This window comes from Fructobacillus fructosus KCTC 3544, from assembly GCF_001438695.1.
GTDB lineage: Bacteria > Bacillota > Bacilli > Lactobacillales > Lactobacillaceae > Fructobacillus > Fructobacillus fructosus.
The window spans coordinates 1522-27803 of sequence record NZ_JQBH01000015.1; the positions used below are offsets into that span (position 1 = coordinate 1522).

Below are 26282 nucleotides of genomic sequence, written 5' to 3' on the forward strand. Positions count from 1 at the left end.
CCCAACACCGGCACCAGCGCCAACGCCAGTTGACCCAACACCGGCGCCAGCACCAACACCAGTTGATCCAACGCCGGCACCAGCGCCAACAGTAAAGCCTGAATCGACTGATAATGGTCAGTCAGCAACAACTGTTGTGCTTGCTGATAACAAGGAAAATGAGGCATTGCCAAATACTGGAGCTGGTGAAACGACACCAGTTAAGCCAGGAACTGACAATCTGCCAAACGAAGTTAAGCATGACAATGTGAAGGAAACAGCAGCTGAATTGCCTGAAACGGCACAGCAATCACATAAGAATGCGGCACTTGCTTTGTTCTCAGCTGCTACGCTATCAAGTCTTTCTTTGGCCTTTTGGTTCAAAAAGTCCGATAAGTAAGTCTGAATGACAAAATAAAAAAACAGCGATTCCATTTAATGGAGTCGCTGTTTTTGTGTATAGTCGCTTAATTCTTTTTAATTTGGCCTAAGGCCTTAGCGCGTTCTTCTTTTTCCTTATCAGAGGCGGGGTTTGGAAGGACGATGAAATCCTTCATGGGGTTGTTGAGGTGCTCTTCTTGATTTACAATTCGTGCCATTCGTTTACTCCTTTTTCGTTTGCTTGCTATTAGTATAACGCATGCATGGTTAAGCCAAGATAAAAGATGCTATTCTTCGGTTGCTTTCTTTTCAAAAATAAGGGTTGAGCCATCGTCTGCGGCAAAAAGGGCAGATGAAGCACAGTCGGCTAGGTCAGTCAGAATCACTTTTCGCACAGTAGAAAAGTCATCGTTTGCACTGATAAGAACGAGTAATTGCCCACTTTCTTTTAAAAATTCCCAGGCAAAATCACAGTCAGCATTGATCTGATGATGGTTGACCGTTTCAGAAGATGAGTAGTCCAAAATCATGAGATCGGCTTTGGTTAAGCGCCCTAATTCTTTCTGGAGTCCTTCTTCCGATAGACCACCGTTTTCAATGGTTGCTCGCTCTTGCAGACCAGCCATAAAGAGGGAAGCGGCGGTTTTATTGGCTGCTTCACGGTCATCGTGGAAGGAAAGCACCATGCCGTTTTTACCAACGCGAGAGGCGAGAAAGCGGGTTTTTTGTCCATTACCGGCATGCCCATCGACGACTAACATGTCCGTCTGTACTTCATTTTCTAAAAAGTTTTGTAAGAAGCGTTCGTTTGAAAAAGTCATTGGCAACCTCCAGGAATTATACTGATAGTATAGCGAATCTTGTGTTATAATAATAGTACTTTTCAACACTAGTAGTAACGACGGAGCATCAGAAAGTGAGCGGGGCTGAAAGCTTACCAACCAACGTTATGAACTCGGTTGAAAGCGTGATTGGTGAACCGAAGTAGTCAATCCGTCATGCCGCGTTAAGGCGCTGAGGCCAAAGAAATCTTTGGTAAAATGTAGGTGGGACCGCGGTTTCAACCGCCCTACGTCAGCTTTTTTGGGCTGATGTAGGGCTTTTTTATTTAGAAAAAGAGGAGATAAAATGGGATACGATCACCAAAATATTGAAAAGAAATGGCAACATTACTGGCAAGGCAATAAGACTTTTAAGGCAACTGAAGACCCTTCTAAGGACAAGTACTATGTCTTGGACATGTTTCCTTACCCATCTGGGCAGGGCTTGCACGTCGGTCACCCAGAAGGTTATACGGCAACGGATATCGTTGCCCGCTACAAGCGTGCTAAGGGCTTCAACGTTTTGCATCCAATGGGTTGGGATGCCTTTGGTTTGCCAGCCGAACAGTACGCTTTGAAAACAGGCCGTGATCCCGCAACCTTCACCAACGAAAACATTCAGACCTTTAAAAACCAAATTCAATCACTTGGCTTCTCTTACGACTGGGACCGTGAAATTAACACGACCGATCCAGAATACTACAAGTGGTCACAGTGGATCTTTGAGCAGCTTTACAAGAAGGGCTTGGCTTACGAAGATGAAATGATGGTGAACTGGGCTCCCGACTTTCCAGGCGGTGGTTTGGTTGTTGCCAACGAAGAAGTGATTGATGGCAAGACGGAGCGTGGTGGTTACCCCGTATACCGCAAGCCAATGAAGCAGTGGGTCTTGAAGATTACGGCCTACGCCGACCGCTTGATCGATGACCTGGACGACTTGGATTGGCCAGAAGCCATCAAGGAACAGCAACGAAACTGGATTGGCCGTTCCGTTGGTGCTACGGTTCGCTTTGACATCGAAAACGACCCAGAAGACCAAATCGAGGTCTTCTCAACTCGTGCCGATACACTCTTTGGTGCTTCCTATATTGTTTTGGCACCTGAACATGACTTGGTTGACAAGATTACCACGGCTGACCAATGTGAAGCCGTGACGGCCTACCAGAAGCAAATTGCTTTGAAGTCCGATTTGGAACGAACGGACTTGAACAAGGACAAGTCCGGTGTCTTCACTGGTGCCTATGCCATTAACCCAGTTAATGGCGACAAGTTGCCAATCTGGATTGCCGACTACGTTTTGGCTTCATACGGAACTGGAATGGTCATGGGTGTGCCAGCACACGACCAACGTGACTGGGACTTTGCCACGAAGTTTGACTTGCCAATCAAGCCGGTCATTGAAGGTGGCGATGTGACCAAGGAAGCCTACACGGGCGAAGGGGTTCACATTAACTCCGGTTTCTTGGACGGCTTGAACAAGCAAGAAGCCATCGATAAGATGATTGCTTGGCTAGAAGAGCACCATGCCGGTGCTAAGAAAGTCAACTACCGCCTTCGTGATTGGATTTTCTCCCGCCAGCGTTACTGGGGTGAACCTATTCCAGTTATTCATTGGGAAGACGGCACGATGTCGTTGGTTCCAGAAGACGAATTACCACTCCGCTTGCCTCGTTTAACTAAGGATGAGATGAAGCCTTCCGGTACTGGTGAGTCGCCATTGGCTAACGCTAAGGATTGGTTGGAAGTGACGCGTGAAGACGGCGTGAAGGGCCGTCGCGAGACCAACACGATGCCACAGTGGGCCGGATCATCTTGGTACTTCTTGCGTTATATGGATCCAAAGAACCCAGATGCTTTGGCTGGCAAGAAGGCCTTGAATTATTGGCAAAACGTTGACCTCTATGTTGGTGGGGCCGAACACGCCGTGTTGCACTTGCTCTACGCACGTTTCTGGAACAAGGTTTTGTACGATCTTGGCTTGGTACCAAACAAGGAGCCGTTCCACAAGTTGGTCAACCAAGGAATGATTCTTGGTGGTAACCACGAGAAGATGTCCAAATCTAAGGGGAACGTTGTGAACCCGGATGACATCGTGAACGAATACGGGGCCGACACGCTTCGCATTTACGAAATGTTCATGGGTCCATTGACGCAAAACAAGCCATGGTCTGAAGACGGAGTGACGGGTTCTCGTCGTTGGTTGGATCGAGTTTGGCGTATGCTCGTCAACGAAGATGGTTCGCTGACGGATAAGTTAACGGATGGTACATCAAAGGAACTGGAAAAGGTCTACAACGAAACGGTCAAGAAGGTAACGGATGATTTGGAGAATCTGCACTTCAATACTGCCATTTCACAGTTGATGGTTTTCGTTAACGAAGTTTATAAGCAAGACCAACGTCCAGCTGCCTACATGGAAGGGTTCGTTCAGTTGCTCGCACCGTTTGCACCACACTTGGCCGAGGAACTCTGGTCAAAGTTGACTGGTTCAACGGAATCCATTGCCTTTGTTGCTTGGCCAACTTATGATGAAAAGGCGCTGGTCGATGACCAAAAGGAAATCATTTTCCAGGTTAACGGTAAGGTGCGTTCGAAGCAGGTAATGCCAGTTGATGCATCCAAGGAAGAAATGGAAGCAGCTGCGAAGGCTGACGAAAAGGTACAGAAGTACTTGGATGGTTTGTCTATCAAGAAAGTCATTGCCATTCCTGGCAAGTTTGTTAACATTGTGGCTAAGTAAGTCAATTAGCCATAACCCGAGGAATCGTTTCTTCGGGGTACATATTAAAGGAGTATCTGGGTTATAATGACTCAAAAAGATCACAAGGATGTTTTCAAACAGATGAATAACAACACTCAGGACGATCAGTCGTTAACTGCTGAAGAGCTCTTGGCAAAGTTGGAAGAAAATTTGGGACCAAGACGGCAAGAACGAGCTAAAAAAGCCTTAAGTAAAAGAAAATCTGAAGAACAGAAGGGATTTTTTAAAGGATTTTTGTCTAACAAAAATCCAAAAAAGAAATCCTCCTTTCTTGGTGATTCCTTTCAAGATGATAAAGCATTGCTGGAGAAAGAGGGGGATCGAGCCAAAGGCTGGTTCGAAAAAAACCATCACGAAATGGCAGCCGAAAGCGAAACAGATGATTTGGCTGACCAATCACTGAAATCATTCGGGCAGACGTCTTCTGATTCCGCTGCTATCCAGCAAACGGTCGCCGAAGGTTTAAACACGGAAAGCGAATCAGAGTCAGTTGGACAACCGGCAACAAAAGCCAAGAATGACAACCAGGCCTTGGTTCGTGGCTCATTCTGGTTATCACTGGGAAACATTGTGTCACGTTTGCTCGGTGCAGCCTTTATTTTGCCTTGGTTAGCCATGTTTGGGGCGGCTGCCAACCAAGCGAACGCTCTTTTTTCACAGGGTTACAATATATACGGGATTCTCTTGTCCGTGGCGACGTTTGGGTTCCCTTCCGCAATTTCCAAAGTCATGGCGCAGTTGATTGCCAAAGAAGATGACGATGGCTTGTGGTCGCTAACAAAGCAATCCCTGCAGATTGGTACTTTACTGGGAATTTGCTTTGCCGTATTACTCTACGTAGCGGCACCCGTCCTTTCAAATGGTAACCCAAACGTTGTTCCTGTCTTGCATTCACTCGCGCCAGCCGTCCTCGTTTTTCCAGCGATGTCGATGGTGCGTGGTGTCTTCCAAGGGCACCAGGTGATGCACATCTCGGCTCTTTCTGAAATCGTGGAGCAGGTGGGACGAATCATCTATCTGCTGGTAGCAACCTGGGTCGTGCTGAGTCATGATGGCAGTAATTGGACGGGAGCGGTCGTTCAGGCGACTTTTGCGGCCTTTGTTGGGGCACTGTTTGCCATTGCTGTCTTAGCATATGGTTGGGTGCGTTATAAGAAGTTGATTCATCCTCGAAAGCCACTCACCGGTAGTCTCGTTTACCATCGTGAAAAGAAGTCCGGTAGAGGATTCTTCTCACTCTTTACCCCTGATAAAGCCCAATCAATGGTGTTATCCATTTTGAAGGAATCATGGCCTTTCGTGATCATTGGTGCTTCCACTAATCTTTTCTTGGCTGTGGATCAGTACTCGTTTTTCCCTTTGATGAAAGCCTTTTTCCACAGCTCAGGGGATAATCTACAGGTGCAGTTTGCTTTGTTTTCCGCCAACCCCAACAAGTTGGTCATGATTGTCATCTCCTTTGCCACTTCCATTGCCGCAACGGCATTACCCATCTTGGCAGCAAAGAAGGCAGCGGGGGATTTGGCTGGTTTGAAACAACAACTAATGGCCACGCTTCAGCTAACTGCCTTGGTGTTGTTGCCATCGGCTTTGGGGATGTATGCCATCGCCGATGTTCTTTATAAATTCTTCTATCCGATTGATGATACCGCAGAAGCGGGTATTTATTTACTCCAGTTTTCAGCCTTGCTAACAATCGTCATGGCTCTTTTCATGTTATTAGCCTTTGTCTTACAAGCGCTGTCCCAAGGAAAAGTCGTCATGCGGGCCTTTGGCTACGGATTGTTAATTAAGCTGGTGACCCAAATACCACTGATTTACCTCTTCCAAGGAATGGGTGCGTTAATTGCCACAGGACTCGGTCTTGGTTGGTCGCTCTACCAGATGTTGTTCTATCTCTTTAAGGCCTATGACCTATCGTTTGCCAAGATGAACAAAACGCTCCTGTTAGCTTACCTTTCTTCTGGTGTCATGGCGCTGATCGCCTACCTAACGGGAAAGTTTTCTGTTCATTTTCTCCTTGGGGATAGTTCGAAGTTGGGCGCTGGCCTCGCGACTTTCCTATCCGTCGGTGTCGGGGCGGTTGTTCTGCTTTTCCTCTATAAGCGCTTTGGCCTGCTTCGCCAAGTACTTAATCGTGGGAAAGTCAATTAATCTAATCATGAGTCCGGTTTACTTAAACCGGGCTTTTTATTTTGAATTAAATTAAGCCCTGTCCCCTTATGAGATGGGTGATTCTATGATATGATGGAAAAAGTAAACAAAACGCGAAACAGGGGGCTTTTCATGGCAAACCAAAGAAAGAAATGGCGTAAAATCGCCTTAACCGTCGTCTTTTTCTTCCTTTCTGTTGCTCTACAGGTGGCGGGACTGAATTACTTTTTAATTCCAAATAACATCTTTTCCGTTGGGTTAAATGGTATTTCCCAGTTGATGTCTTTGTCGTCTGCCCAATTCCTGCATTGGCACATTCAAACTGGTGTGTTTTTCTTACTTTTTAACATTCCAATTGGAATTGTCGGCTTTAAAATGATTGGTGGTAAGTTCACCATTCTCTCGTTTTTGAATGCCGTGGTCGTTTCGATTATGTTGATTGTCGTGCCGGCTGAACCCTTCACAACGCAACCACTTTTGGCCTCGTTATTCGGTGGTTTGCTAGTTGGTGCTTCAATCGGAGTTGCGATGCGTTACGGCTTTTCAACGGGTGGCTTTGATATTATTTCGTTAATCGTGCAGAAACGAACGGGGAAGGCCATCGGTGCCTTTATGAACGTGGCGAACGGGATTATCGTGCTGATTGCCGGTTTCTTTATTGGTTGGCAGAATGCCATGTATACACTCATTGGTATTTACGCAACGGGTCAGGTCGTTGATACCCTTTACACGGGTTATCAAAAGCTGACGGCCATGATTGTGACGTCAAAGGGCGAAGAAGTCATTGATGTGCTTCACCGCGACTTGATTCGTGGGATTACGATTTTCCCGTCATCCGGGGCCTACACAAAGCGTGAGTCAACAACGTTGATGATGGTCATTTCGCGTTTTGAATTATTCGAAATGCAGGAAGCCGTCCGTTCGGTTGATCCAGGTGCTTTCATTGACCTGCTGTCAACGGTTTCGGTTGCCGGTGAATTCTGGGATGCTGACCGACAGCTCCAAATGAAGAAGTCCATGGGGCCAAAGGCTGTGACAATCGATGCTCAGCTTGAAGCGGAGCAACAGCTAGAAGAACAGCTTGCTCAGCTGAAAGAACAACGACAACAAAATGAAGATCAAAAATAAAAGAGACGCTTTTAAGAGCGTCTCTTTTATTTTTATTTACAGAAAGGAAGGGCCTGGATGTTCAAAGCAGGTTAGCTCTTTTTTCTGTCCGATTACTTGAAAGTGATTATGGGTCGCCACTCGCTGACTGGCAACGTTCTTTGGGTGAATACAGACCCGAACTTTTTCTAGACCCAGCGTTTTGTATGCGTAATGAAGGATACTCTTTGTTGCTTGACTGGTAATTCCCTGTCGTTGGTAATCGACGGCGAGCCAGTAGCCAAGCTCGGCTGTTTTTTTCTGTTCGTCAAGTTCGTGTAAATCAATCATACCAACCGGCTGGCTATTGACAGTCATGGTAAAAACAAGGGGATGTTTTCGGTAAGTCCGATTTTTTTCCTGATACAGGAAATCCTTCTCATCGCGAAGGGTCAATCCCTTTGCCCAGGGCAAAAAACGGCCAATTTCCTCTCGGCCTTCAGCAATTTTTTGGTAAATGGCCGCCGCATATTTTGTTTGGATGGGGAGCACTTGGACTCTTCCTACTTTTGTGGTGAATTCAATCATGAATGATCTCCATTGGACACAAAGTGATGGGTTACTAGAATATTAAAACAAAATGAGAATAAAGGCAAGGGGTTTGTCTTTTTAGGGAAGGAGGCCAGCTTGCGTAAGAGCCCCTTATTTTGTATAATTAAGGAAATAAATTAAGAAATTTTACAGATATATCGCTGGAAAATGGCCAGCAGTCTCTACCGCGCCCCAAAAGTCGTGACTATCCGTGAATGTACGCTTTTTGAGTGGCATTCTGCGGATCTGGAGCAAGGTTTGCAGTGTGCCTTTTTTTGCGAAAACCGTAAAATAATGAAGGAGAATCATGGCAGCATTTCAAATTAAAGATAAGTTTGTGCCAATGGGCCTGACTTTTGATGACATGGCAATGTCTGATGACAATTCCCAGGCGATTCAGCCCGATGAAGTGTCACTGCAAACTGCTTTGACCGATTCGTTGAAGCTGAACATCCCGCTTTTGTCTGCAGCCATGGATACAGTGACTGAGGCAAAGTTTGCCGTTGCCATCGCGCAATTTGGTGGCCTTGGCGTCATCCATAAGAACATGACAATTGCGGCACAGGCCGAAGAAGTGGCTAAAGTGAAGCAGACACCGGTTGATTTAACGAAGACACCGTCGGCTGCCGTTGATGACAAGGGGCGCCTGTTAGTAGCGGGTGCTGTTGGAGTGACGAACGATACGGTTGACCGTGCAAAGGCCATGGTTGATGCTGGTGTCGATGCCATTATTTTGGATTCTGCTCATGGACACTCTGAGGGTGTTTTGCGGAAGGTTTCTGAGGTTCGCGCCGCCTTTCCAAAGTTGAACATTATTGCTGGTAACATTGCAACGGAATCCGGTGCTGCTGCTCTTTACGATGCTGGAGCCGACGTTGTTAAAATCGGAATCGGACCTGGTTCAATTTGTACCACACGTGTGGTGGCCGGAATCGGAGTACCACAGTTATCGGCCATTCGCGATGCTGCCAAGGAAGCAAAGCGGCGTGGTAAGACAATTATCGCTGATGGTGGTGCAAAAACGCCAGACGATATTTTGAAAGCCATCACAATGGGTGGTAATGCCGTTATGCTCGGTTCGATGTTTTCTGGTACTAAGGAAACGCCGGGTGAGGTCTTTGAGGAAAATGGCCAGCAGTTCAAGTTCTACCGTGGTATGGGTTCAATCGCAGCCATGGAAAATGGTTCGAAAGATCGCTACTTCCAAGGAGAAGTGAACGAAGCGAAGAAGATGGTGCCAGAAGGGATCGAGGCTCGAGTTGCCTACAAGGGAGAACTCAAGGACGTCTTGCAACCAATTTTGAGTCACTTGGTAGCCGGCTTTGCTAAGATGGGGGCTCATACCGTTCAAGAAGCCATTGCCCATGCATCATCCATTTATAAAACAACGAAAACTTATGATTATCAAGAAGCGCTCGTCAAGGGCGCTGCGGATCTTAAGCATCATGGTCTCGGTTATGATGAGACGTTGTTGGTACCAGCTGCCTCGAATGTTTTGCCACACAAGGTTAACCTTGATACAACAATTGGCCAAATGAATTTAACGAATCCACTGTTGGCCAGTGACTTGACGGATAACAAAGTCGTTGAAGTAGCAACGGCCATGAGTCAATCCGGTGGTTTGGGTATTGTCACTGCCATGGAATTTGTTAGTGACCAAATTGCTGCTATCGAAGATATCCGGGCTAATAAAGAAGTGAAGAACTTGGCGGCTGAAGTTTGGTTGGCAGGGGATCACATTGACCGCATCTCTGCTTTGGCAGATAGTGATGCCGATGCCGTTGTCTTGTATTTGCCAGAAGCGTTTGATGAATCCGTGTTGGTTGATATTAAAACGGCTAAGAAGCTACTTGCTGGTAAAACACTGATTGTTGGGGCTGTTGAGGACCCAGCGATTGCTAAGAAGATGGCCGAAGCCGGTGCAGACGGCATCATCGCTGGTCGAGCAAACGATTCAGTTTGGCCTGATGATGCTCACTTCCCATTCTTGACGACGGTCATGACTTTGGCCGAAGTTTTGGCTGATACAAAGACAGCGGTTATTGCTCAAGGTGGTATTCACTACTCGGGTGACGTCGTGAAAGCCATTGCTGCGGGTGCGGATGCCGTGATGGTTTCTGACTATTTGGTAAAAGAAGAAGTGCCAGCCGACGCCATCTTCCAGATTGATGGTGGTTTGCGAGCTGGAATGGGTTATACCGGTTCTCATGATGTTTCGGAATTGAAGGCAGACGCTCAGTTTGTTCAAATTACGGACAATGGATTGAAAGAATCACACCCTCACGATGTTGAAATTACGAAAAAAGCACCGAACTACGTTGAACAGGAAAGAAAGTAACGATGGCCATTTCAAATGACAAAATCTTAGTGCTGGACTACGGTTCTCAGTACAACCAACTCATTACTCGCCGTGTTCGTGAACTCGGTGTTTATTCTGAACTGAAGTCTAATAAGATGACGGTTGAGGAAATCAAGGAATACAATCCAAAGGGGATTATCCTTTCGGGTGGTCCTAAGTCCGTTTATGATGATGACGCCTTTACCATCGATCCCGAAATTTTTGAATTAGGGATTCCAATCCTTGGTGTCTGTTACGGAATGCAGTTAATTGCCTGGCACCTGGGTGGTAAAGTCGAAGCGAACCCCGGAAACGGGGAATTCGGTCAGACCGAAATTACTTTGACCGCACCATCCAAGCTTTTTGCCGGCACGCCCGAAAAGCAAATCGTTTTGATGTCTCATTCAGACAACGTGACGAAGTTGCCAGATGGATTCAAGGTGGCTGCTGCCTCAGAAAAAACGCCGATTGCTGCGATTGCCAACGATGAAGCCGGTATTTACGGGGTCCAATTCCATTCGGAAACGACTTTGTCAGAGCATGGTAAGGAAATTATTAAAAACTTCGTGATGGATGTGTCTGGGGCCAAGCCAACTTGGTCAATGGCCAAATTCATTGATGAACAAATTGAAAAGATTCGTGCCGAAGTGGGCGATAAGAAAGTCCTCCTTGGTCTCTCAGGTGGTGTTGACTCCTCCGTTGTTGGTGTTTTGTTGCAAAAAGCCATTGGCGACCAGTTAACTTGTATCTTTGTTGACCATGGCTTGCTTCGTAAAAACGAAGCTGACCAAGTGATGCACATGCTTGGTGGTAAGTTCGGTTTGAACATTATCAAGGTAGACGCTCAGGACCGCTTCTTGTCCAAGCTTGATGGCGTGACAGATCCTGAACAAAAGCGTAAGATTATCGGTAATGAGTTTATCGAAGTGTTCAACGATGAAGCAACCAAGTTGAAGGGCATCGATTACCTAGCCCAGGGAACGCTTTACACCGACGTCATCGAGTCTGGAACGGACACGGCCCAGACAATCAAGTCCCACCACAACGTGGGTGGCTTGCCAGAAGACATGCAATTCAAGTTGATTGAACCGCTGAACACGCTCTTCAAGGACGAAGTTCGTGAACTTGGGGAGCAGCTCAACATGGACCACGAACTCGTTTGGCGTCAGCCATTCCCAGGCCCTGGTTTGGGTATTCGTGTGATGGGGGCCATCACTGAAGATCGCCTAGAAATCGTCCGTGAATCCGACTGGATTCTTCGTGATGAAATTGCGAAGGCTGGTCTTGAAAACGATGTTTGGCAGTACTTTACGGTCCTAACAAACAACAAGTCCGTTGGGGTCATGGGTGATTTCCGTACTTACGAGTACACGATTGCCATTCGTGCCATTACATCAATCGATGGCATGACGGCCGACTTTGCCCGTCTGCCATGGGACCTTTTGCAAAAGGTTTCCTCACGTATCGTAAACGAAGTGGACCACATCAACCGCGTCGTCTACGACATTACGGCTAAGCCACCTGCAACGGTCGAGTGGGAATAGAATCATCATATTCTGAACTAAATAATAAAAAGCACAGACAGTTGTCTGTGCTTTTTTGCTTTTCTAACTAGTGCAAGGGTTGACCGATACGTCCTTTAGGACTATTCTAATCTTATAGGAGGGTTTGCTCATGCAATTTCTAAAAGAACATTTTTCAAGAAAGCGCCAGTATTATATTGTTGGGCTGTTTATTGCCCTGGTTGTCGTCGTGGTCGGTGCCTTTGTTCTCGGACAGCAGAGCGCCCAAGTTCACTCAGAAGTGAGGGTTAATCAACCCGCTTCTCAGTCAAATACGAAGGATAAGGCTGCGCAAGAAAAGTCCGAAAGTGAAAAAGTCGCCAAGGCTGATGGCGACCAGAACAATGGTGGCAAAGGTTAAAATGCCGAGACTTTTTCTAAATTGGGTTTGAAAAAAGAGGGCCCAGTGTTCTACAATGGTGGTGAAGAAATAAAGGAGGCAATTCATGGCAGAAACAATTTTGCAAGAACGGACGACTTTGGCAAACGGTGTTGAGATGCCGGTCTTTGGTCTCGGTGTCTGGAAGTCTTCCAACAAGGAAGCCGCAGAATCAGTTCAGGCGGCAATCAAACATGGTTATCGTATGATTGATACCGCAAAGCAGTACGGAAACGAAGCGGGTGTCGGTTACGGTATTCAAAAAGCCTTGGTCGATAACCACTTGAACCGTAAGGATTTGTTCGTCACAACGAAGATCTTTAATGGTGATCAGGGTTACCTATCTACCCTGCAAAACTTTGATGAGCAGTTGAAGCGTCTTCGCCTAACGTACGTTGACCTGTTGCTCATTCACTGGCCTGTGGAAGGTAAGTACTTGGACACTTGGACTGCCCTTGAAAAGCTCTATCATGAAGGCAAGGTACGCGCAATTGGTGTTTCAAACTTTGATGAAGCCAATTTGCAAGACATTCAAAACTTGAACCGGTTGATGCCACAAGTTAACCAAATGGAATTTAACCCACTGGTCCAAGAAAAGCACCTCTTTAACAAGATGAATGGACTTGGCATTGCAATGGAAGCTTGGGGACCACTCGGTGGTGGTGAAGCCTTAAACGATGCAACGATTAAGGCAATCGCTGACAAGCATGGCAAAACCACTGCTCAGACGATTCTTCGTTTTGATTATCAGAGGGGAGCCATTACCATTCCAAAGTCAGCTCACGAAGAGCGCATTGTGGCCAATGCACAAATTGATGACTTTACCTTAACGGATGAGGAAATGGCGCAAATTCAAGGAATGAATAAGGAAAAGCATTCAATTTGGCACGAGGATTTTGCTTGGCACAAGGGCTCAGAAGAGACCGGTGTGAAGGATTCTGTCTCGTACTGGGATGATACTGATGAGTATCTTAACAAAGAAGTTGTCTATTAAAGTGAAGCGTTACTAAAAAAAGCCTGCAGAATATTTTCTGCAGGCTTTTTTATAATTGTTTTAAACTGTTTGTTAAATTAGGGGAGTAGAGACGTTTTGCTTGAACTAAGTTTTCAACCCTTTGGGCACCAAGAAGTGTCATGTAGAGGGGCAGTTGTTGCTGCCAAAGACTGATTTCTGCTTCCAATCCTGCTGGACCATCGGCCATTAACGTTTTTAGGAAATAGCCAGCCGATGATGCTAAGGAAGCGCCAAGCATGAGTGAAGTGGTGATATTTTTTGCCGATTGAATCCCGCCCGTTGCAATTATTGGCGTTTTTGTTTCGCTTTTTTCAGCAGCCAAAAGTGATTCGACCGTTGACAGTCCAAAGGCAGAAAAATCGATGGGATTCTCATTTTGACGGTCGCGTGCCTGTTCAATTTTAGCAAAGGATGTTCCGTTAGCACCGCCAATGTTAATGGCTGCGGGCTTTAAAGCTGCTAACTGTTTAATTAAATCAGGTCCCATTCCAAAACCGACTTCTTTAATAATGACGGGCACTGGTGATTTGGCGATAACTGATGCTAAATTATCAAGCCAGTAAAAGCGCCGATCACCCTCAGCCATGGCGAGTTCTTGTGCCAAATTGACATGGATCTCAATGGCGTTGGCTTCAATCATGTTCACGGCTGCACGCACGTTCTCAATGGGATGATCGGCACCTAAATTGGCAAATAAGAAACCATCTGGATGTTTCTCACGAACAATCTGAAAGGAAGCGGCTTGGGCAGCATCTTTTAGTGCCACTGATTGTGAACCAACGGCCATGGCCAAGTTCTTTTTCGAAGCAACGGTTGCTAAATCAGCGTTGACACGCATCGTTGAAGCCGAACCGCCCGTCATGGCTTCAATATAAAAAGGCCAGTCAAAGTGCTGACCGAATAGTTCAACGAAGTGGTCCACCGTCGCAACGGATTGATTATTTAGAGGGCCTGGTACCCAACGCACATCATCAAAGGTTGGCCCGATGACTGGGTTCTTCTCCTCACGCCAAAACTTGGTTGCTAGGGAGAGGTGCTCATTTTTTCGATTTGATTGGGCGTGGTTCATGATCAATGTCTTTCTAGTTATCTGATTCAATAAGATGGAGGCCCGCTAAACGAATCGCCGTTCGAACGGGGAAGAGGGAGTGTTGGTCATTTCCAACGACAAAGCCGTTGTCACCGAAACCAGCTCCTGAAATTTTTCCTGCAATATTGAGTCGTTCAATAATGTGAAGAAAAGCAGCGAGTTTGGTCGTTTGGTAACCCTCAGGTAGCTGTTGGATTAGGGCGGTTTGGTTTTGTGCGAGCGCTAGACGAAAGGCCGCATAATCCTGTTCTTGCAAGGAATGAAAGGCGGATTGTACCGCCTTTCTTGATGGTTCCAACAGTCCCTTTAAATCGTTATGGTTAGCCAGTGCTTTTCTGGTTGAGGCGGGCTCCGAACTGACAATAATTGCAAAAGACCAACCGCTTGGCCAGTTAATTTTTTCAATCTTCAGATGTTGCCAATCAAGGCTGGTAAAGTCTGTGAGCAGCCATTCTTTCTCTAAGGCCATCCAGGCTGGCGACTGATAGTAGATGGGCGCGGCAAAGGCAGAGGCTGCAATATCACCAAGAGAACCTGAACCCTGAACCAGGTAGTGGGCAAAGGCGGCTTCTTTGAAGACTGCCAGCGGGTCGACCGTTGTTAAGAAAGCAGTGTGCATGGCTTTCACGATTGCCACCGTGACTGCGGCTGATGAACCAAGTCCTAACTTACCGGTACTGTTTTTCATCGTCGAACTGATGTCTAGCTCGACGTTTGGCAGTGTTCCAAAATCAAGGGAAGGGTGTGCTTGCTTAAAAACAGCTAACGCTGCCTTAATAAAAGTCCAAGACCCAGTCTGCAGGGATTGACGATTATAGTTAGAAACTGTTGCCCAATCCGTCTGAAAAGTCGATTGGTATTCGGACGAAGAAAACGTTATCTGTCCTTTTGCCGTTGACTTTGAAACGGTAAAATCGATGGTAATGCCCCGATTAATGACGGTGATGAGGGCTGGTTGACCTGGGACTGTGACAGCGTACTCACCAGCTAAAAAGAGCTTGCCCGGTGCGTGAATCCGTTCATGTTTATTCATAAGAAATACCTGGACCCGGAGTCGCAATATCAAACTGAATCTTGAGGAAACGCTTAGCGAGGGATTCTTTTATTGCATTGGCTTCGTTCAAAGTCGTGATAATCTTGACGTTTGGACCGGCATCCATCGTGGCGTAAGCGGTGTAACCGGCCTGACGAAGGGCCTTCACTTCGTCTAAAATTTGCATGGTTTGAGCATTGAAATAAGTAAAACGCTGATCCTTAGCCGTTAAGTTTAGGTTATGCATCCCTAATGAATTTGCCTCCGCAATGTCACCAACCCGTTTGATATCGGCTTTTTTCAACGCATCCTCCATATCAACTAATTGACGAGCAGATTCCTCAACCCAGGCAGCATAATTGGGCGATGTTTGGGCGCGCCGCATGCCTTCAGTTGACGAAACCTTCTTAACAAGACCAGAAATCTTGCAAACAACCAATGCAATCGGCATATCGGGCGTATCAAAATGCGTTGCATACGAACTGGTGTCATCGTGACCTTTTTCCCAGATGGCAAAGTCGGGGAAAAAAGAACGAGTCGCCGATCCTGAGCCCCGTCGAGCCAAGCGTGACAAATCTTCGAGTGAAAGTTGCCAGTTGTTGAACTTGGCAACAGCTGCCGTTAGGGCTGCAAACGAAGAAGCAGACGAGGCAAGTCCGGCCGAAATGGGGACTTTATTCGTTGAAATGACACGAAGTGGTGGAAAATCTTGAACTTCCTCTCGTAAAATATTCAGAAATTCATGGACGCGCTTTGCATCCTGAGGGAGCTCGTTGATGAGTAGCGAATCAACGTCAGCTTCTTCCACCTGTGTCTTGGTGTAGTATTCCTTCAACGTGAGTGAAAGCGACGATGTGGTGGGAAGGTTCAAAACGGGGTCGGCCTTTCCCCAATATTTAATTAAGGCAATGTTGGTGTGGGCGACAGCCGTTGCCCCTGCTTGTTGGGTCATGGAAAACTCCTTTGGTCAGTTCATGACGTATTATGTTAGGAAAAATTTAGAGTGGTTGAATCCAGGTCTCTTGGGCACCTGCTTTTTTGAGTGCCAGCACGACTTTTTCGGCATCTTCATCCGTTTCGACAAGGGCGATCATGGCTCCGCCGATGCCGGATCCGGTCAACTTGGCACCGAGTGCCCCTGCGTCGATAGCGGCAGCAACGAGTTGATCGAGTTTGGGATGGGAAACCTGCAAGGCCTGTAAGTCATGGTGGGCAGATGTAAAAAGCTGTCCGAGGGCGATGGCATCGTTTTCTTGGAGCGCTTTTTTGACCCCGTAGGCCAGCTCCCCCAGATGTTGGATAGCTCCCCAACTATCATCATAGTGTTGTTTTAGTTGTTCCTTTACAATGTTAACTGCTCGGACGGTTTGCCCCCGCACACCCGTATCAGCCAGGACCAGTATGGCATCAAGCGTTGTTTCAAAAGTCGTATTGATCCGGTCCTTGAACCAAACCGGTTCTTCAGATGAAACGGTTGCCGCATCAATACCCGAGGGGGAACCATGCGAAATGTTTTCAGCTAACGAAGTATAGTGGGCCAGTGTTTTGTTCGATAACGGTTTATCTTGCCATTTGAAAAAGGCTCTCGTGATAGCGGTTGCTAATGCAGCTGAGGCACCAAATCCCCGTTCTTGTGGAATGTTTGATTCGATTTCCAGCAAGAAACCGGTATCGGCTTTGTCGTCATCCTTCAAGAGGGCAACGATTAACTGACGGATTCCTTCCAAGTCGGCGCCTAATTCTGATAGTTCGTGTGCCCGGCCAGTTAAGATAATGGTTTGCCCTTTTTCCAAGTGTTGAAAGCTGGCGCTAACAACTAAATCGAGAAGGGGAATGGCCACGGCGGGTTGGTTGTAAACAACGGCGTGGTCGCCAATGAGAATGGCCTTGGCATGTGCTTTTCCAGTTCCAATTTGATTTTTTTTCATATGTAAAGACTCCAATAATTAAACATATTGTACCGCACCGCCCTAAGTAGTGTAAAATGACAACGGAAAGTGCTTTTTGTCATTTTAGATAAAATGGATTAAATTACGTGATATCTATAGAGGTGGGGAGCATAAAATCACAAGTGAAAGGAGACCTGATGAAAGAATCAGCCGCCTTTGTTATTGTCGATTTAGAGACAACGTCACCTTCCGTAGAGAATGGTGGCCGAATTATTCAAATTGGCATGACTTTCGTAAAAAACAAAAAAATCGTGGAACACTTTGACTCTTTTGTGAATCCAGCGCAACCGATTGACCGAAAGATTCAACAGCTTACCCACATTAGTCCTTCGGACGTGCAGGACGCGCCATTCTTTGAAGAACTAGCACCATCCCTACAGGCGCTGCTGCAGGGACAGGTTTTTGTGGCCCACAATGTTAACTTCGATTTGCCCTATTTGAACGCAGAATTTGCGCGTGTTGGGTTACCGGAGTTGGACTTACAGGCCATCGACACCGTTCAATTGGCCCAAATTCTTTTCCCAACGGCTCCTGGGTACCGTCTGTCGGATTTAACTACTTACCTGGATTTGCCATTGACTCAGGCACACCGAGCCAACGCTGATGCCGAAGCCACGGCCTACCTTATGTTAGCGCTATGGCAAAAAGCGCAAAGTCTGCCTGAAAAGACGAAGCGAACGATGCTTTCTGTTGATTGGGGACTGATTCGACAAAGCCAAGACTTTCTAAAAATGGCAGCCAAGTCCCGGGGGGCTTTTGAGAAAAGGCAACTGGTTGCTCGCGTACGAGAAAGCATGCAGGCAGGGCGTCGTCAGCCTGAGAAAAAAACAGTGGGGACAAAGGGCAATGTCTTGCCTTATCCCCAAACGGTTGAAGAAAAGAAGCGCTTGTTTGGCCCCGACCTTGAAATTGATGAGCAACGGAATAACTTTATGAATCGGGTTTTCCGCCTCATCAATGGGAACCAGCATGAGCTGGCCATTATGCAGACTGAACCGCAATTGAAGAAAACGCTGGCCTATCTTTTACCATTGCTTTTCACTAAGAAGAGAAAGACAAAGTGGCTATTAACTGATGATTTGTCCTTAATTCATCATCAGAAGCAGTTATTAGCATCATTAACCGACCATTTACCAGCGGTCGGCATTCGGTTTGCTTCCCTTTACCAACCATCTGACTACTTGGATGAACAAAAATTTCGTTCAGCCATCAAGAAGGCAAAGGAAAAGGGGGGGATGCTTTGGCAGGCTCAAGTCCTGGTTTGGTTATCAGAGAGTCCGACAGCGGCTTTTGCTGAGTTACCCCGGGGCATTCGTTCGCATCCCGATTTACTACAGGTGGCTGCTGATGAAGAATCGGCAGTGTTCCGTCAGGCTTATGCGGAGGCCAAGCAAGCAGATATCCTTTTGGCTCCTTACCAAACGTTCTTTTCTTATGGTAAGGCCATCAATGATGACCAGCAGCGCAAAGAAAGGCCCGCCGTTATTCTGGAGAAACCGATTGGATTGCAGCAGGCCATTCAGGAGAGTCAGGGACTAACTCTGACGCTTGGTTATTACCAAGACCAGGTCGCTCGTTTAGCAGACCAAGCGGCACAGCTGCCAGCCAAGAAAAGGGGTGTTTGGCAGGTTAATTTGCACAACTGGTCGGTTGCATGTCAAAAGATTGATCAAAATTTGAGCGAAAAAGAGGCTTTGAAGGCGTCTAAGGCCATTTTAGATCGGCTCATTACCATTCTTGACCTGGCAAAAAAAGTCGATTTTCACTGTCGATTACGGGTCGAAGATCTTTTGGAAAAGCGCAGTAAACTGGCTTGGCTAGCTGCCCATCAAGAATGCGTCAAGAAGACCTATTGGACAATTGATGACGAACGGGCTCAGCAAAGCCTGACTTTCGAAGTCGATGAATCACTCCTTTACCAGAAGTATTTTGTCAAGCTACTGAGCCAGTTGGTAACGGTATCGGCCTTTTACCCTAGTGAATTGCGCCAGTTCTTAGCGACACTTCCAGCTGGTATAAAAACAAGTGATTTTGATGACGATGCGTCGTATGATGCGCCAACACACCAACTAAAAGCGGTACTATCCGCTGAACGAAATGAAGATAAGCAGATTCAAGCACTTTTTGAATCCAATCGAAAACACTTTCTTTTCGTGGTCGATGACTTTTCAGCCTCGAAGCATTGGTATTACAAGCTTTCTAATAAGTACGGCGATGATTACATGGTTTACGGTCAAGACTTGTCAGCTCCCTTGAAAAAGGCTGCCTGGCAGGCTTCGGGTGAAGAACAATCAATCCTTGTGGCAACACCGGCTTTTCTAAAGGAACTCTATGAGCAAAGTTTGCCACTGCCAGAAGTGGTTGTTTTGCCTCGAGCTAATCGTTGGCTCAGTCAAGAAGACCTCCTTCTCCTAGTGACGGCCATGATGAAGAATGCTCAGTCGTTGTTAATCGCTTCGTTGAGTCAAAAGCAGGAACAAACCGTGGCGAACCACTTACACGTATTAAACGGTGGGCGTCGGGTAGCAAAGGTATCGTTACTACGAAAAAAATAAGTAAAAAGACGTAAAAATCGTCTTTTTTCTTTGAAAAAATAGTTGAAATTTACTTAGATTTTCCGGCTTATATGGGGCTTTTTTGCTATAATATTTAACAGTAGAGCGATTTTAAAGAGGTTTGCATGGAAAGACATGACAATTTTCTGGTTCAGATGACCCGGCCAAAGCGGTTTTCTTGGTCAAAGTTCGTGGCAGTGATTCTTGCCGCTCTTATCCTGCTGGCCGCTGCCTTTGGCTTTTATGCTTACATGGCTTTACGGCCAATGGCAAAAGCTGAAAGCACTGTTCAACGGGTAGTGAAAGATAAAACATCGTTAACCAACCTACATGATTTAACAGTTGACTACCGGAATGGTACGACCTACGCCGTGTTGGGGACACAAGATGGTAAGCAAAAAGTTGCCGTAATGCATGGCAAGAACGGCCAGGTGAAGGTTTTTGATTATGGAAAGGGACTTTCCAAAAAGTCCTTGAAAAATAAGTTGCAAGATCAGTACGCTGCTAAGCGTATTTACTCGGCTAACCTTTCCGAATATCAGAGCACGTTGGTCTGGGAAATTTCGTATCAGTCTAAGAATGGTAGCTTAAATTACCTAACATTGGACTATCAAAACGGAACGGTCTACCGTGCCGTCAATGGAATTTAGAGGGAATATGTTATCAGACAGTGAATTTTCGAAACGCTCACAAGCTGTTCTGCCTTCGGCTACGTTAGCCGTTTCCAAGAAAGCGAAAGAGCTAAAAGCAGCTGGTGAAGCGGTGATTAACCTTGGGATGGGGGAACCTGACTTTGAGACCCCAGAACCAATCGCTGAAGCGGCTATCAAAGCAATCCGGTCAGGGAAAACCTCCTTTTACACACCTGTTGGAGGGACGTTGGGCCTTCGAACTGGTATTACGCAACTAACCAAAGAACTGACTGGTCAATCGCTGAATGTTAATCAGGTCACCGTCGCAACGGGGGCTAAGATGGCTCTTTATGCACTGAACCAGATTCTAATTAACCCTGGCGATTTAGTTGTGTCTGCCAAGCCTTTCTGGGTTTCATACGCAGAGCAGGTTCACCTTGCAGAAGGTGAGTTCCAAGCGATTGGTGATGCGCAAAGCGGAAAGTTAACGGTTGAAGCCTTAGAGGAACTTGACCGGCTTCCTAAACTTATTATTTTGAACAATCCAACAAATCCCTCCGGTCTTTTATACCGCAAGGAAGAACTGCTCGCTTTGTTGGAGTGGGCTGAGAAACATGATGTTTTCTTGATTGTTGATGAAATTTATGGTCGCTTGGTATATAACGGGGCAACCTTTACTTCAGTGTTGTCCTTGAGAGAACTGTCGAATTCAAAGTTAATCGTCGTCGACGGAGTTTCCAAATCCTACTCCATGACCGGTTGGCGAATTGGCTGGGCACTTGCTGATGAAACCCTCATTAAGCAGTTGAACAAGGTGCTTGGGCACATGACGTCCGGGCCAACGGCTGCTGCTCAGGCAGCTGCTGAAGCGGCCGTCACCGGGGATCAAGGGGTCGTTGAGGCCATCCGCTTGACTTTCCAAGAGAGGCTCAACTGGACCTATGATCAACTGGAGGCCATCGATGGCCTGACGCTTGCCGCAAAGCCTGAAGGGGCGTTTTATTTCTTTATCAAAATCGATAAGGCCGTTCTTGACCGAATTGGGCTTAGTTCTTCGGCTGCTTTCGCTGAAAAGTTACTCGATGTTGAAAAAGTCGCGCTTCCGGCCGGTGAAGGATTCGGTATGCCCGGTTACCTGCGGCTTTCTTATGCACAGAACCAAGCCTCGATTGATGAGGCCATTGCACGAATTAAGCGTTTTATCCAAGAATAGTCACTGAAAAGCCATGCTTGGCTGGAATAATATCGAAGGAGGAGGGGCTTGCCCTCACAAGAAAATGACAGAGCAAACGATGCCGATAATTCAAATCAAAGATGCGCCCGACTACGTTGGGCAACGAGTAAAAATCGGGACCTGGTTACGCCAAAAGCGTGGTTCCGGAAAGATGGTTTTTCTACAACTTCGTGATGGTTCCGGCTTCTTCCAAGGGGTTGTTGCGAAAGCAGACGTCTCTGAAGAAGTGTTTGAAACCGCCAAAGAGTTGAAGCAAGAAACGTCGATGTATGTATACGGCGTGATTCATGAGGATGCTCGTTCGGCTTTTGGTTACGAAATGAAAGTCGATCACATTGACATCATCGGTGAGTCCCACGACTATCCAATCACGCCAAAGGAACACGGTACTGAATTCCTTTTTGATGAACGTCATCTGTACCTTCGTCATTTGAAGCCGTACGCAACCCTGAAGATTCGAAACACACTAATTGCTGCGACCTATGAGTTTTTCAATAAGGAAGGGTTCATTAAGTTGGATGCGCCTTTGTTGACGGGGTCGGCTCCTGAGGGAACGACGGAATTGTTTGAAACCGATTACTTTGGTCAAGATGCCTACCTGTCACAAACTGGACAGCTCTATGCCGAAGCTGGGGCGATGGCCTTTTCAAAGGTCTTCACCTTTGGACCAGCTTTCCGTGCCGAAAAGTCAAAGACTCGTCGGCACTTGACTGAATTCTGGATGATTGAGCCGGAAATGGCTTTCTATGATCAAGACGCATCCATGGCACTACAAGAACGTTATGTGGCTTTCTTGATTGAAAAAGTTCTTGAACAAAACGATCAAGAATTAGACATGCTGGGTCGCGATAAGGAACTTTTGCGTTCTTATACGCAATTGCCATTTCCACGTGTTTCATATGATGACGCCATTACACTTTTGCAGGACAACGGCTTCGACGTCGAATGGGGCGTTGACTTTGGTTCGCCCGAAGAGACTTTCTTGGCTAACCATTTTTCAAAGCCCGTCTTTATCATGAACTTCCCGAAGGCAATCAAAGCCTTCTACATGAAGCGACACCCCGATCGTGAGGATGTCGTGATTTCAGCCGACCTTTTGGCACCAGAAGGGTACGGTGAGATTATTGGTGGTTCCGAGCGTGATACGGACTACGATTATTTGAAGCAACGGATCGAAGAAAATGGTCTTGGACTAGAAGAATATAGCTGGTACTTGGATTTGCGCAAGTACGGTTCTGTTCCTCATTCTGGTTTTGGACTTGGTTTGGAACGAATGGTGACCTTTGTCACGGGCGAAGAGCACATCCGTGAAGCCATTCCATTCCCACGGATGACGCACCGTTTGCGTCCTTAATGCAGCCTTAAAAAGCGCCCAAGTTCGACTTGGGCGCTTTTCTACAAAAATGAAGGGATGTACGATGGAAGAGAACGTCAAAACCTTAATTAACGCCGGGCAAACCACGGTTTATAACTACCTATTGGCTCATTACCGTGATATTGGCATGGATAATGATGACTTGGTGATTTACATGCAAATTCATCACTTGCAAAGTCAAGGGGATCAAGCAACATTAGCTGCCCTGGCCAAAACCATGCGGGTAACGGAACAAGCCGTTTCAAAACGAATTCAACGTTTTGTTCAACAGGATTTGGTGACGGTCCAAAATTTGGGCAATCGACAGGAATACTTTGATTTTAGTCCGCTTTTCAATAAGTTACTCAATGGCAAGCAGGTTAATCAGGATAACCAAGTTATCTCAACTGGCCAACAAAGCCGCCGACAAGTTGTTCGGACCTTGCAGGGAGAGTTTGGCCGCCAACTTTCCCCGATGGAGCTCCAAACGGTGAATCAATGGTTTGAGATTGAACATTTTGATCCGAACATGATGATTCTTGCCATTCAAGAAGCGATTGCCAATAACGCCCGTTCGCTGCGCTACATTGAGAGTATTCTGATTAATTGGAAGAAAGCCAACTTAACGTCGCCTCAGGCGGTTCAAATTGCTAAGGAACGCCGTCGTGGTGTGGTGTACGATGCTGGTCAATCTTCCAAGGCGAAGGGCAACCAATCTGAAAAGAAACAGCCGTCGGTTCCAATCTTTAAATTTGATGATTTGTAAGACTATTTAACAACGATTTTGCCATTCTCGTCCTGGTGGAAACCCAAAACAGGGGTGGGCTGCTCGTTTAAAACAGTAAATAGGTTGGCTCTGTCCCCAACTTGGGAAAGTCTGGTTTGGACTTGTTCCAGTGAGAGCGGGCGCCCGGTTTTGCTGAGGACAAGGCCAACCTGACTATCATCGTCCAAAAAACGTAGGGCCGTGATGGGTTGGATATCCTGACGTTTTTCATCAATTTGCCCGTAAAGCAGCGTCTTAGAATCGCAATAAGTTGTGAGAGAAAAAAAGTCAAAAACATTCATAATAGCTACATTATAAAGGAAAAAAATGGAAAAGAAATACACAATCATGGTAACGGTTGCTGCTGGTTTGGAATCAGTAGTTGGCCAAGAATTAAAAAACATGGGGTACGATGTTCGTATCGATAATTACCGGGTTTTTTTTGAAGGAACACAGGCTGACATCATGCGTGCCAACCTTTGGTTGCGAACGGCCGACCGTGTAAAAATCGTGATTGGTTCTTTTGAGGCTCGTACTTTTGAAGAACTCTTTCAGGGAATTAAAGCACTGCCCGTTGAGGATTACTTGAACTACGATACTGAATTCCCGGTGGCTGGTCGTTCCCAAAAGTCAATCCTGCACTCGGTTCCTGATGTGCAATCTATTACCAAAAAAGCCATTGTTGAAAAACTGCAAGAGGCTTATCATGTTCGGACGCGCCTGCCTGAAAATGGTTTTTTTTCCCAACTGGAAGTGATGATTGCAAAGGACAAAGTGATGTTGACCTTAGACACCACTGGTCCCTCGCTCTTTAAACGTGGTTATCGTGTTGAAAAGGGAGCCGCTCCCTTGAAAGAAAATTTTGCAGCAGCTTTGGTCTTATTAACGAATTGGCGGAAGGACTTGCCCTTTGTTGATCCAACGTGTGGCTCGGGGACAATTGCCATTGAGGCTGCCTTAATTGGTCGGAACTTGGCTCCTGGTCTAACCCGGACTTTTGCAATCGAAAAGATGGACTGGTTTGACGCTGACTTGTCCGACACCATTCGCGATGAAGCAGAAGACAAAGCCGATTACGATACCGTATTGGACATTCACGGTTACGATATTGATCCTCGAATGGTGCGAATTGCCCAAGAAAACGCCAAGCACGCGGGTCTATCGCAAGATATTACGTTTGAAGCCATGGATTTGGCTGATTGGCATCCAGAAAGTGAGCAAGGCGTCCTGGTCGCGAACCCACCATACGGAGAGCGATTGGGCGAACTCGATGCTGCGGAGGTTCTTTATAAAACAATGGGCATCCTTTATCGACCACTAGTTTATTGGTCAAAGTACATTTTGACCTCAGATATGTCTTTTGAAAAAGTCTATGGTCAGAAGGCGACGAAGAAACGTAAACTTTATAATGGGCAGTTACGTGTCGATTATTTCCAGTATTGGGCCAAGTCAATAAAAAAATAAATTATTCAATGTTTTTGGCAAATTTTATAATTAATTCGAACGACAATTCAAAAACAAAAATCCAAAGAATTCTCCTCATGGTAGTTGCTAGGCAAACTATGAGGAGAATTTTGTGAGCTATTCAATTTTAACATCGTATGACTTTGCTGCCATCAAAACTTTGAAAAATTTTGGGTACTCCTTGCAGAAAATAGCCGATATGCTAGACTTTTCGAAATCAACATTCATTATGAGTTTCAACGTGTACAACCATACGTCGCTTTTTTGGCCCAGCAAGATGCCGACCAATAAGTGCAATAAATATGGTTGAAAAACAACCTTGTCTTGCTCACAAAAATCTTTGTTTGAAGCGTATTTGTCCCTCACTTGGTTATCGGAAATGGTTGCCCATCAATTAAAATTAGCGACTTCAACAATGGACGATTAGCTGAATAATGGCCGCATTGATTTTCTCCTGACAAGTTTGCCGCATCGAAATGTTTTCCAACGACGAAAGAATGAAACTCGCGGTACCTTTAGGGGTGAACAACCCATTGAAAATCGACCAAATAAAGTTAATCAACGCCAAGAATTTGGTCTTTGGGAAGTTGAGACCGTTCTTTCTAGCCGTGGTCAAGACAAGATCTGTTTGGTTACTCTGGTTGAACAGCAGAGTCGAATATATGGGCCATTAAAGCTCCTAACCGAAGGAAGGACGCCATGAATTGCGCCTGCCAACGTTTCATGAACCAATTTGAATCAACAGTAAACATTTTAACGGCGCTAGCAAATGATTTCATGAAGTGCTTGAAGGCCATATTCAGCGCCTCTTTGGATCGAATTGATATCTTAATTGCCCAATAAATATGTTTTTTTGCTCCAAAAAAGTAACGACATACGTCTTAGATTGACCCGATTTAATAAAATAGTATTGACCTCCCAAAGGCCAAACTCTATTCACTGGTTGACTTTATCCGGTCAATTTTCGATTGATTGTTCAAACTTGAAGATCCACGACTTTCTTTATATACGACGTTGGTAGACATTTTGATGTGGTCAGTCCGTTAGTGAAAAATTTAAATACCATCTTTCAACCAATTGTATACGATCGACGTCGCTAGATTCAGTTTGCGATCACTTGCATAGCATAGCCTAAATT

General features: G+C 46.1%; 22 protein-coding genes, 1 pseudogene and 1 riboswitch. Of the genes and pseudogenes, 15 read left to right on the forward strand and 8 right to left on the reverse strand.

Features of this window, described 5'->3' with window-relative positions; translation table 11 throughout:
• A partial coding sequence (locus tag IV71_RS08325) for a hypothetical protein (protein WP_201783626.1) occupies nt 1-379 on the forward strand: 379 nt, incomplete at its 5' end.
• A 67-nt stretch (nt 380-446) separates the two neighbouring features.
• On the opposite strand, the gene IV71_RS08470 is transcribed toward IV71_RS08325, so the two are convergent.
• Entirely contained in the window at nt 447-578 is a 132-nt protein-coding gene (locus IV71_RS08470; protein ID WP_010690486.1) for a hypothetical protein, read from the reverse strand.
• A 69-nt stretch (nt 579-647) separates the two neighbouring features.
• Nucleotides 648-1181 carry a hypothetical protein gene (locus tag IV71_RS06870; protein WP_010690487.1) on the reverse strand — a complete coding sequence of 178 codons (534 nt, stop codon included), beginning with the start codon at nt 1179-1181 and terminating at the stop codon, nt 648-650.
• 307 nt (nt 1182-1488) lie between these two features.
• Between IV71_RS06870 and leuS the strand changes: the two genes are divergently transcribed.
• The 3 genes from leuS to IV71_RS06885 all read left to right on the forward strand — a co-directional run bounded on the left by leuS (nt 1489) and on the right by IV71_RS06885 (nt 7224).
• Entirely contained in the window at nt 1489-3921 is a 2433-nt protein-coding gene (leuS, locus tag IV71_RS06875; protein ID WP_056995054.1) for a leucine--tRNA ligase, read from the forward strand.
• 66 nt (nt 3922-3987) lie between these two features.
• Entirely contained in the window at nt 3988-6096 is a 2109-nt protein-coding gene (locus IV71_RS06880; RefSeq protein WP_010690489.1) for a putative polysaccharide biosynthesis protein, read from the forward strand.
• A gap of 132 nt (nt 6097-6228) precedes the next feature.
• Entirely contained in the window at nt 6229-7224 is a 996-nt protein-coding gene (locus IV71_RS06885; protein ID WP_010690490.1) for a YitT family protein, read from the forward strand.
• 36 nt (nt 7225-7260) lie between these two features.
• Here IV71_RS06885 and IV71_RS06890 read toward each other — a convergent pair whose 3' ends face one another.
• Complete coding sequence (locus IV71_RS06890) at nt 7261-7770, reverse strand: GNAT family N-acetyltransferase (RefSeq protein WP_010690491.1); 510 nt, start codon at nt 7768-7770, stop codon at nt 7261-7263.
• A gap of 134 nt (nt 7771-7904) precedes the next feature.
• Nucleotides 7905-8001, forward strand: a riboswitch (purine riboswitch).
• 79 nt (nt 8002-8080) lie between these two features.
• On the opposite strand from IV71_RS06890, the pseudogene guaB reads away from it, so the two are divergent.
• The 5 genes and pseudogenes from guaB to IV71_RS06910 form a co-directional block, all read left to right on the forward strand.
• Nucleotides 8081-9127, forward strand: a pseudogene (gene guaB, locus IV71_RS08375) (IMP dehydrogenase); the annotation flags it as partial.
• On the forward strand, nt 9104-10111 hold the full coding sequence (locus IV71_RS08380) for an IMP dehydrogenase (protein WP_234781180.1): 1008 nt from the start codon (nt 9104-9106) through the stop codon (nt 10109-10111). The pseudogene guaB and the gene IV71_RS08380, both read left to right, overlap by 24 nt.
• 2 nt (nt 10112-10113) lie before the next feature.
• A complete protein-coding gene (gene guaA / locus IV71_RS06900; protein WP_010690494.1) occupies nt 10114-11655 on the forward strand; it encodes a glutamine-hydrolyzing GMP synthase in 1542 nt (513 codons plus the stop codon).
• Nucleotides 11656-11785: 130 nt separating this feature from the next.
• Entirely contained in the window at nt 11786-12034 is a 249-nt protein-coding gene (locus IV71_RS06905; protein WP_010690495.1) for a hypothetical protein, read from the forward strand.
• Nucleotides 12035-12119: 85 nt separating this feature from the next.
• Entirely contained in the window at nt 12120-13046 is a 927-nt protein-coding gene (locus tag IV71_RS06910; RefSeq protein ID WP_010690496.1) for an aldo/keto reductase, read from the forward strand.
• A 49-nt stretch (nt 13047-13095) separates the two neighbouring features.
• Here the strand turns inward: IV71_RS06910 and fni are convergent, their stop codons facing one another.
• From fni to mvk, 4 genes are read right to left on the reverse strand one after another with little or no spacing between them, the layout of a single operon-like run.
• Nucleotides 13096-14139, reverse strand: coding sequence for a type 2 isopentenyl-diphosphate Delta-isomerase (fni, locus tag IV71_RS06915; RefSeq protein WP_420889351.1), 1044 nt, complete (start codon nt 14137-14139; stop codon nt 13096-13098).
• 10 nt (nt 14140-14149) lie between these two features.
• On the reverse strand, nt 14150-15190 hold the full coding sequence (locus tag IV71_RS06920) for a mevalonate kinase family protein (RefSeq protein ID WP_010691840.1): 1041 nt from the start codon (nt 15188-15190) through the stop codon (nt 14150-14152).
• Nucleotides 15183-16142, reverse strand: coding sequence for a diphosphomevalonate decarboxylase (gene mvaD / locus IV71_RS06925; RefSeq protein WP_010691841.1), 960 nt, complete (start codon nt 16140-16142; stop codon nt 15183-15185). The genes IV71_RS06920 and mvaD overlap by 8 nt, the downstream gene beginning before the upstream one ends.
• A gap of 46 nt (nt 16143-16188) precedes the next feature.
• Complete coding sequence (gene mvk, locus IV71_RS06930) at nt 16189-17118, reverse strand: mevalonate kinase (RefSeq protein ID WP_010691843.1); 930 nt, start codon at nt 17116-17118, stop codon at nt 16189-16191.
• Between the two features lie 158 nt (nt 17119-17276).
• Here mvk and IV71_RS06935 point away from each other — a divergent pair, with 158 nt between their 5' ends.
• The 5 genes from IV71_RS06935 to IV71_RS06955 all read left to right on the forward strand — a co-directional run bounded on the left by IV71_RS06935 (nt 17277) and on the right by IV71_RS06955 (nt 23680).
• Nucleotides 17277-19694, forward strand: coding sequence for an exonuclease domain-containing protein (locus tag IV71_RS06935; RefSeq protein ID WP_010691855.1), 2418 nt, complete (start codon nt 17277-17279; stop codon nt 19692-19694).
• 125 nt (nt 19695-19819) lie between these two features.
• A complete protein-coding gene (locus tag IV71_RS06940) occupies nt 19820-20344 on the forward strand; it encodes a hypothetical protein (RefSeq protein ID WP_010691857.1) in 525 nt (174 codons plus the stop codon).
• A gap of 7 nt (nt 20345-20351) precedes the next feature.
• Nucleotides 20352-21539: a pyridoxal phosphate-dependent aminotransferase gene (locus tag IV71_RS06945; protein ID WP_010691859.1), complete on the forward strand. Its 1188-nt coding sequence runs from the start codon at nt 20352-20354 to the stop codon at nt 21537-21539.
• A gap of 64 nt (nt 21540-21603) precedes the next feature.
• Nucleotides 21604-22914 carry an asparagine--tRNA ligase gene (gene asnS, locus IV71_RS06950; RefSeq protein WP_029489921.1) on the forward strand — a complete coding sequence of 437 codons (1311 nt, stop codon included), beginning with the start codon at nt 21604-21606 and terminating at the stop codon, nt 22912-22914.
• A 64-nt stretch (nt 22915-22978) separates the two neighbouring features.
• Nucleotides 22979-23680, forward strand: a complete 702-nt coding sequence (locus IV71_RS06955; protein ID WP_010691862.1) for a DnaD domain protein — start codon at nt 22979-22981, stop codon at nt 23678-23680.
• Nucleotides 23681-23682: 2 nt separating this feature from the next.
• On the opposite strand, the gene IV71_RS06960 is transcribed toward IV71_RS06955, so the two are convergent.
• Complete coding sequence (locus IV71_RS06960; protein ID WP_010691864.1) at nt 23683-24030, reverse strand: hypothetical protein; 348 nt, start codon at nt 24028-24030, stop codon at nt 23683-23685.
• Between IV71_RS06960 and IV71_RS06965 the strand changes: the two genes are divergently transcribed.
• Entirely contained in the window at nt 24008-25144 is a 1137-nt protein-coding gene (locus IV71_RS06965) for a THUMP domain-containing class I SAM-dependent RNA methyltransferase (RefSeq protein WP_029489923.1), read from the forward strand. The two genes, IV71_RS06960 and IV71_RS06965, sit on opposite strands and share 23 nt — an antisense overlap.
• Nucleotides 25145-26282: the final 1138 nt, after the last annotated feature.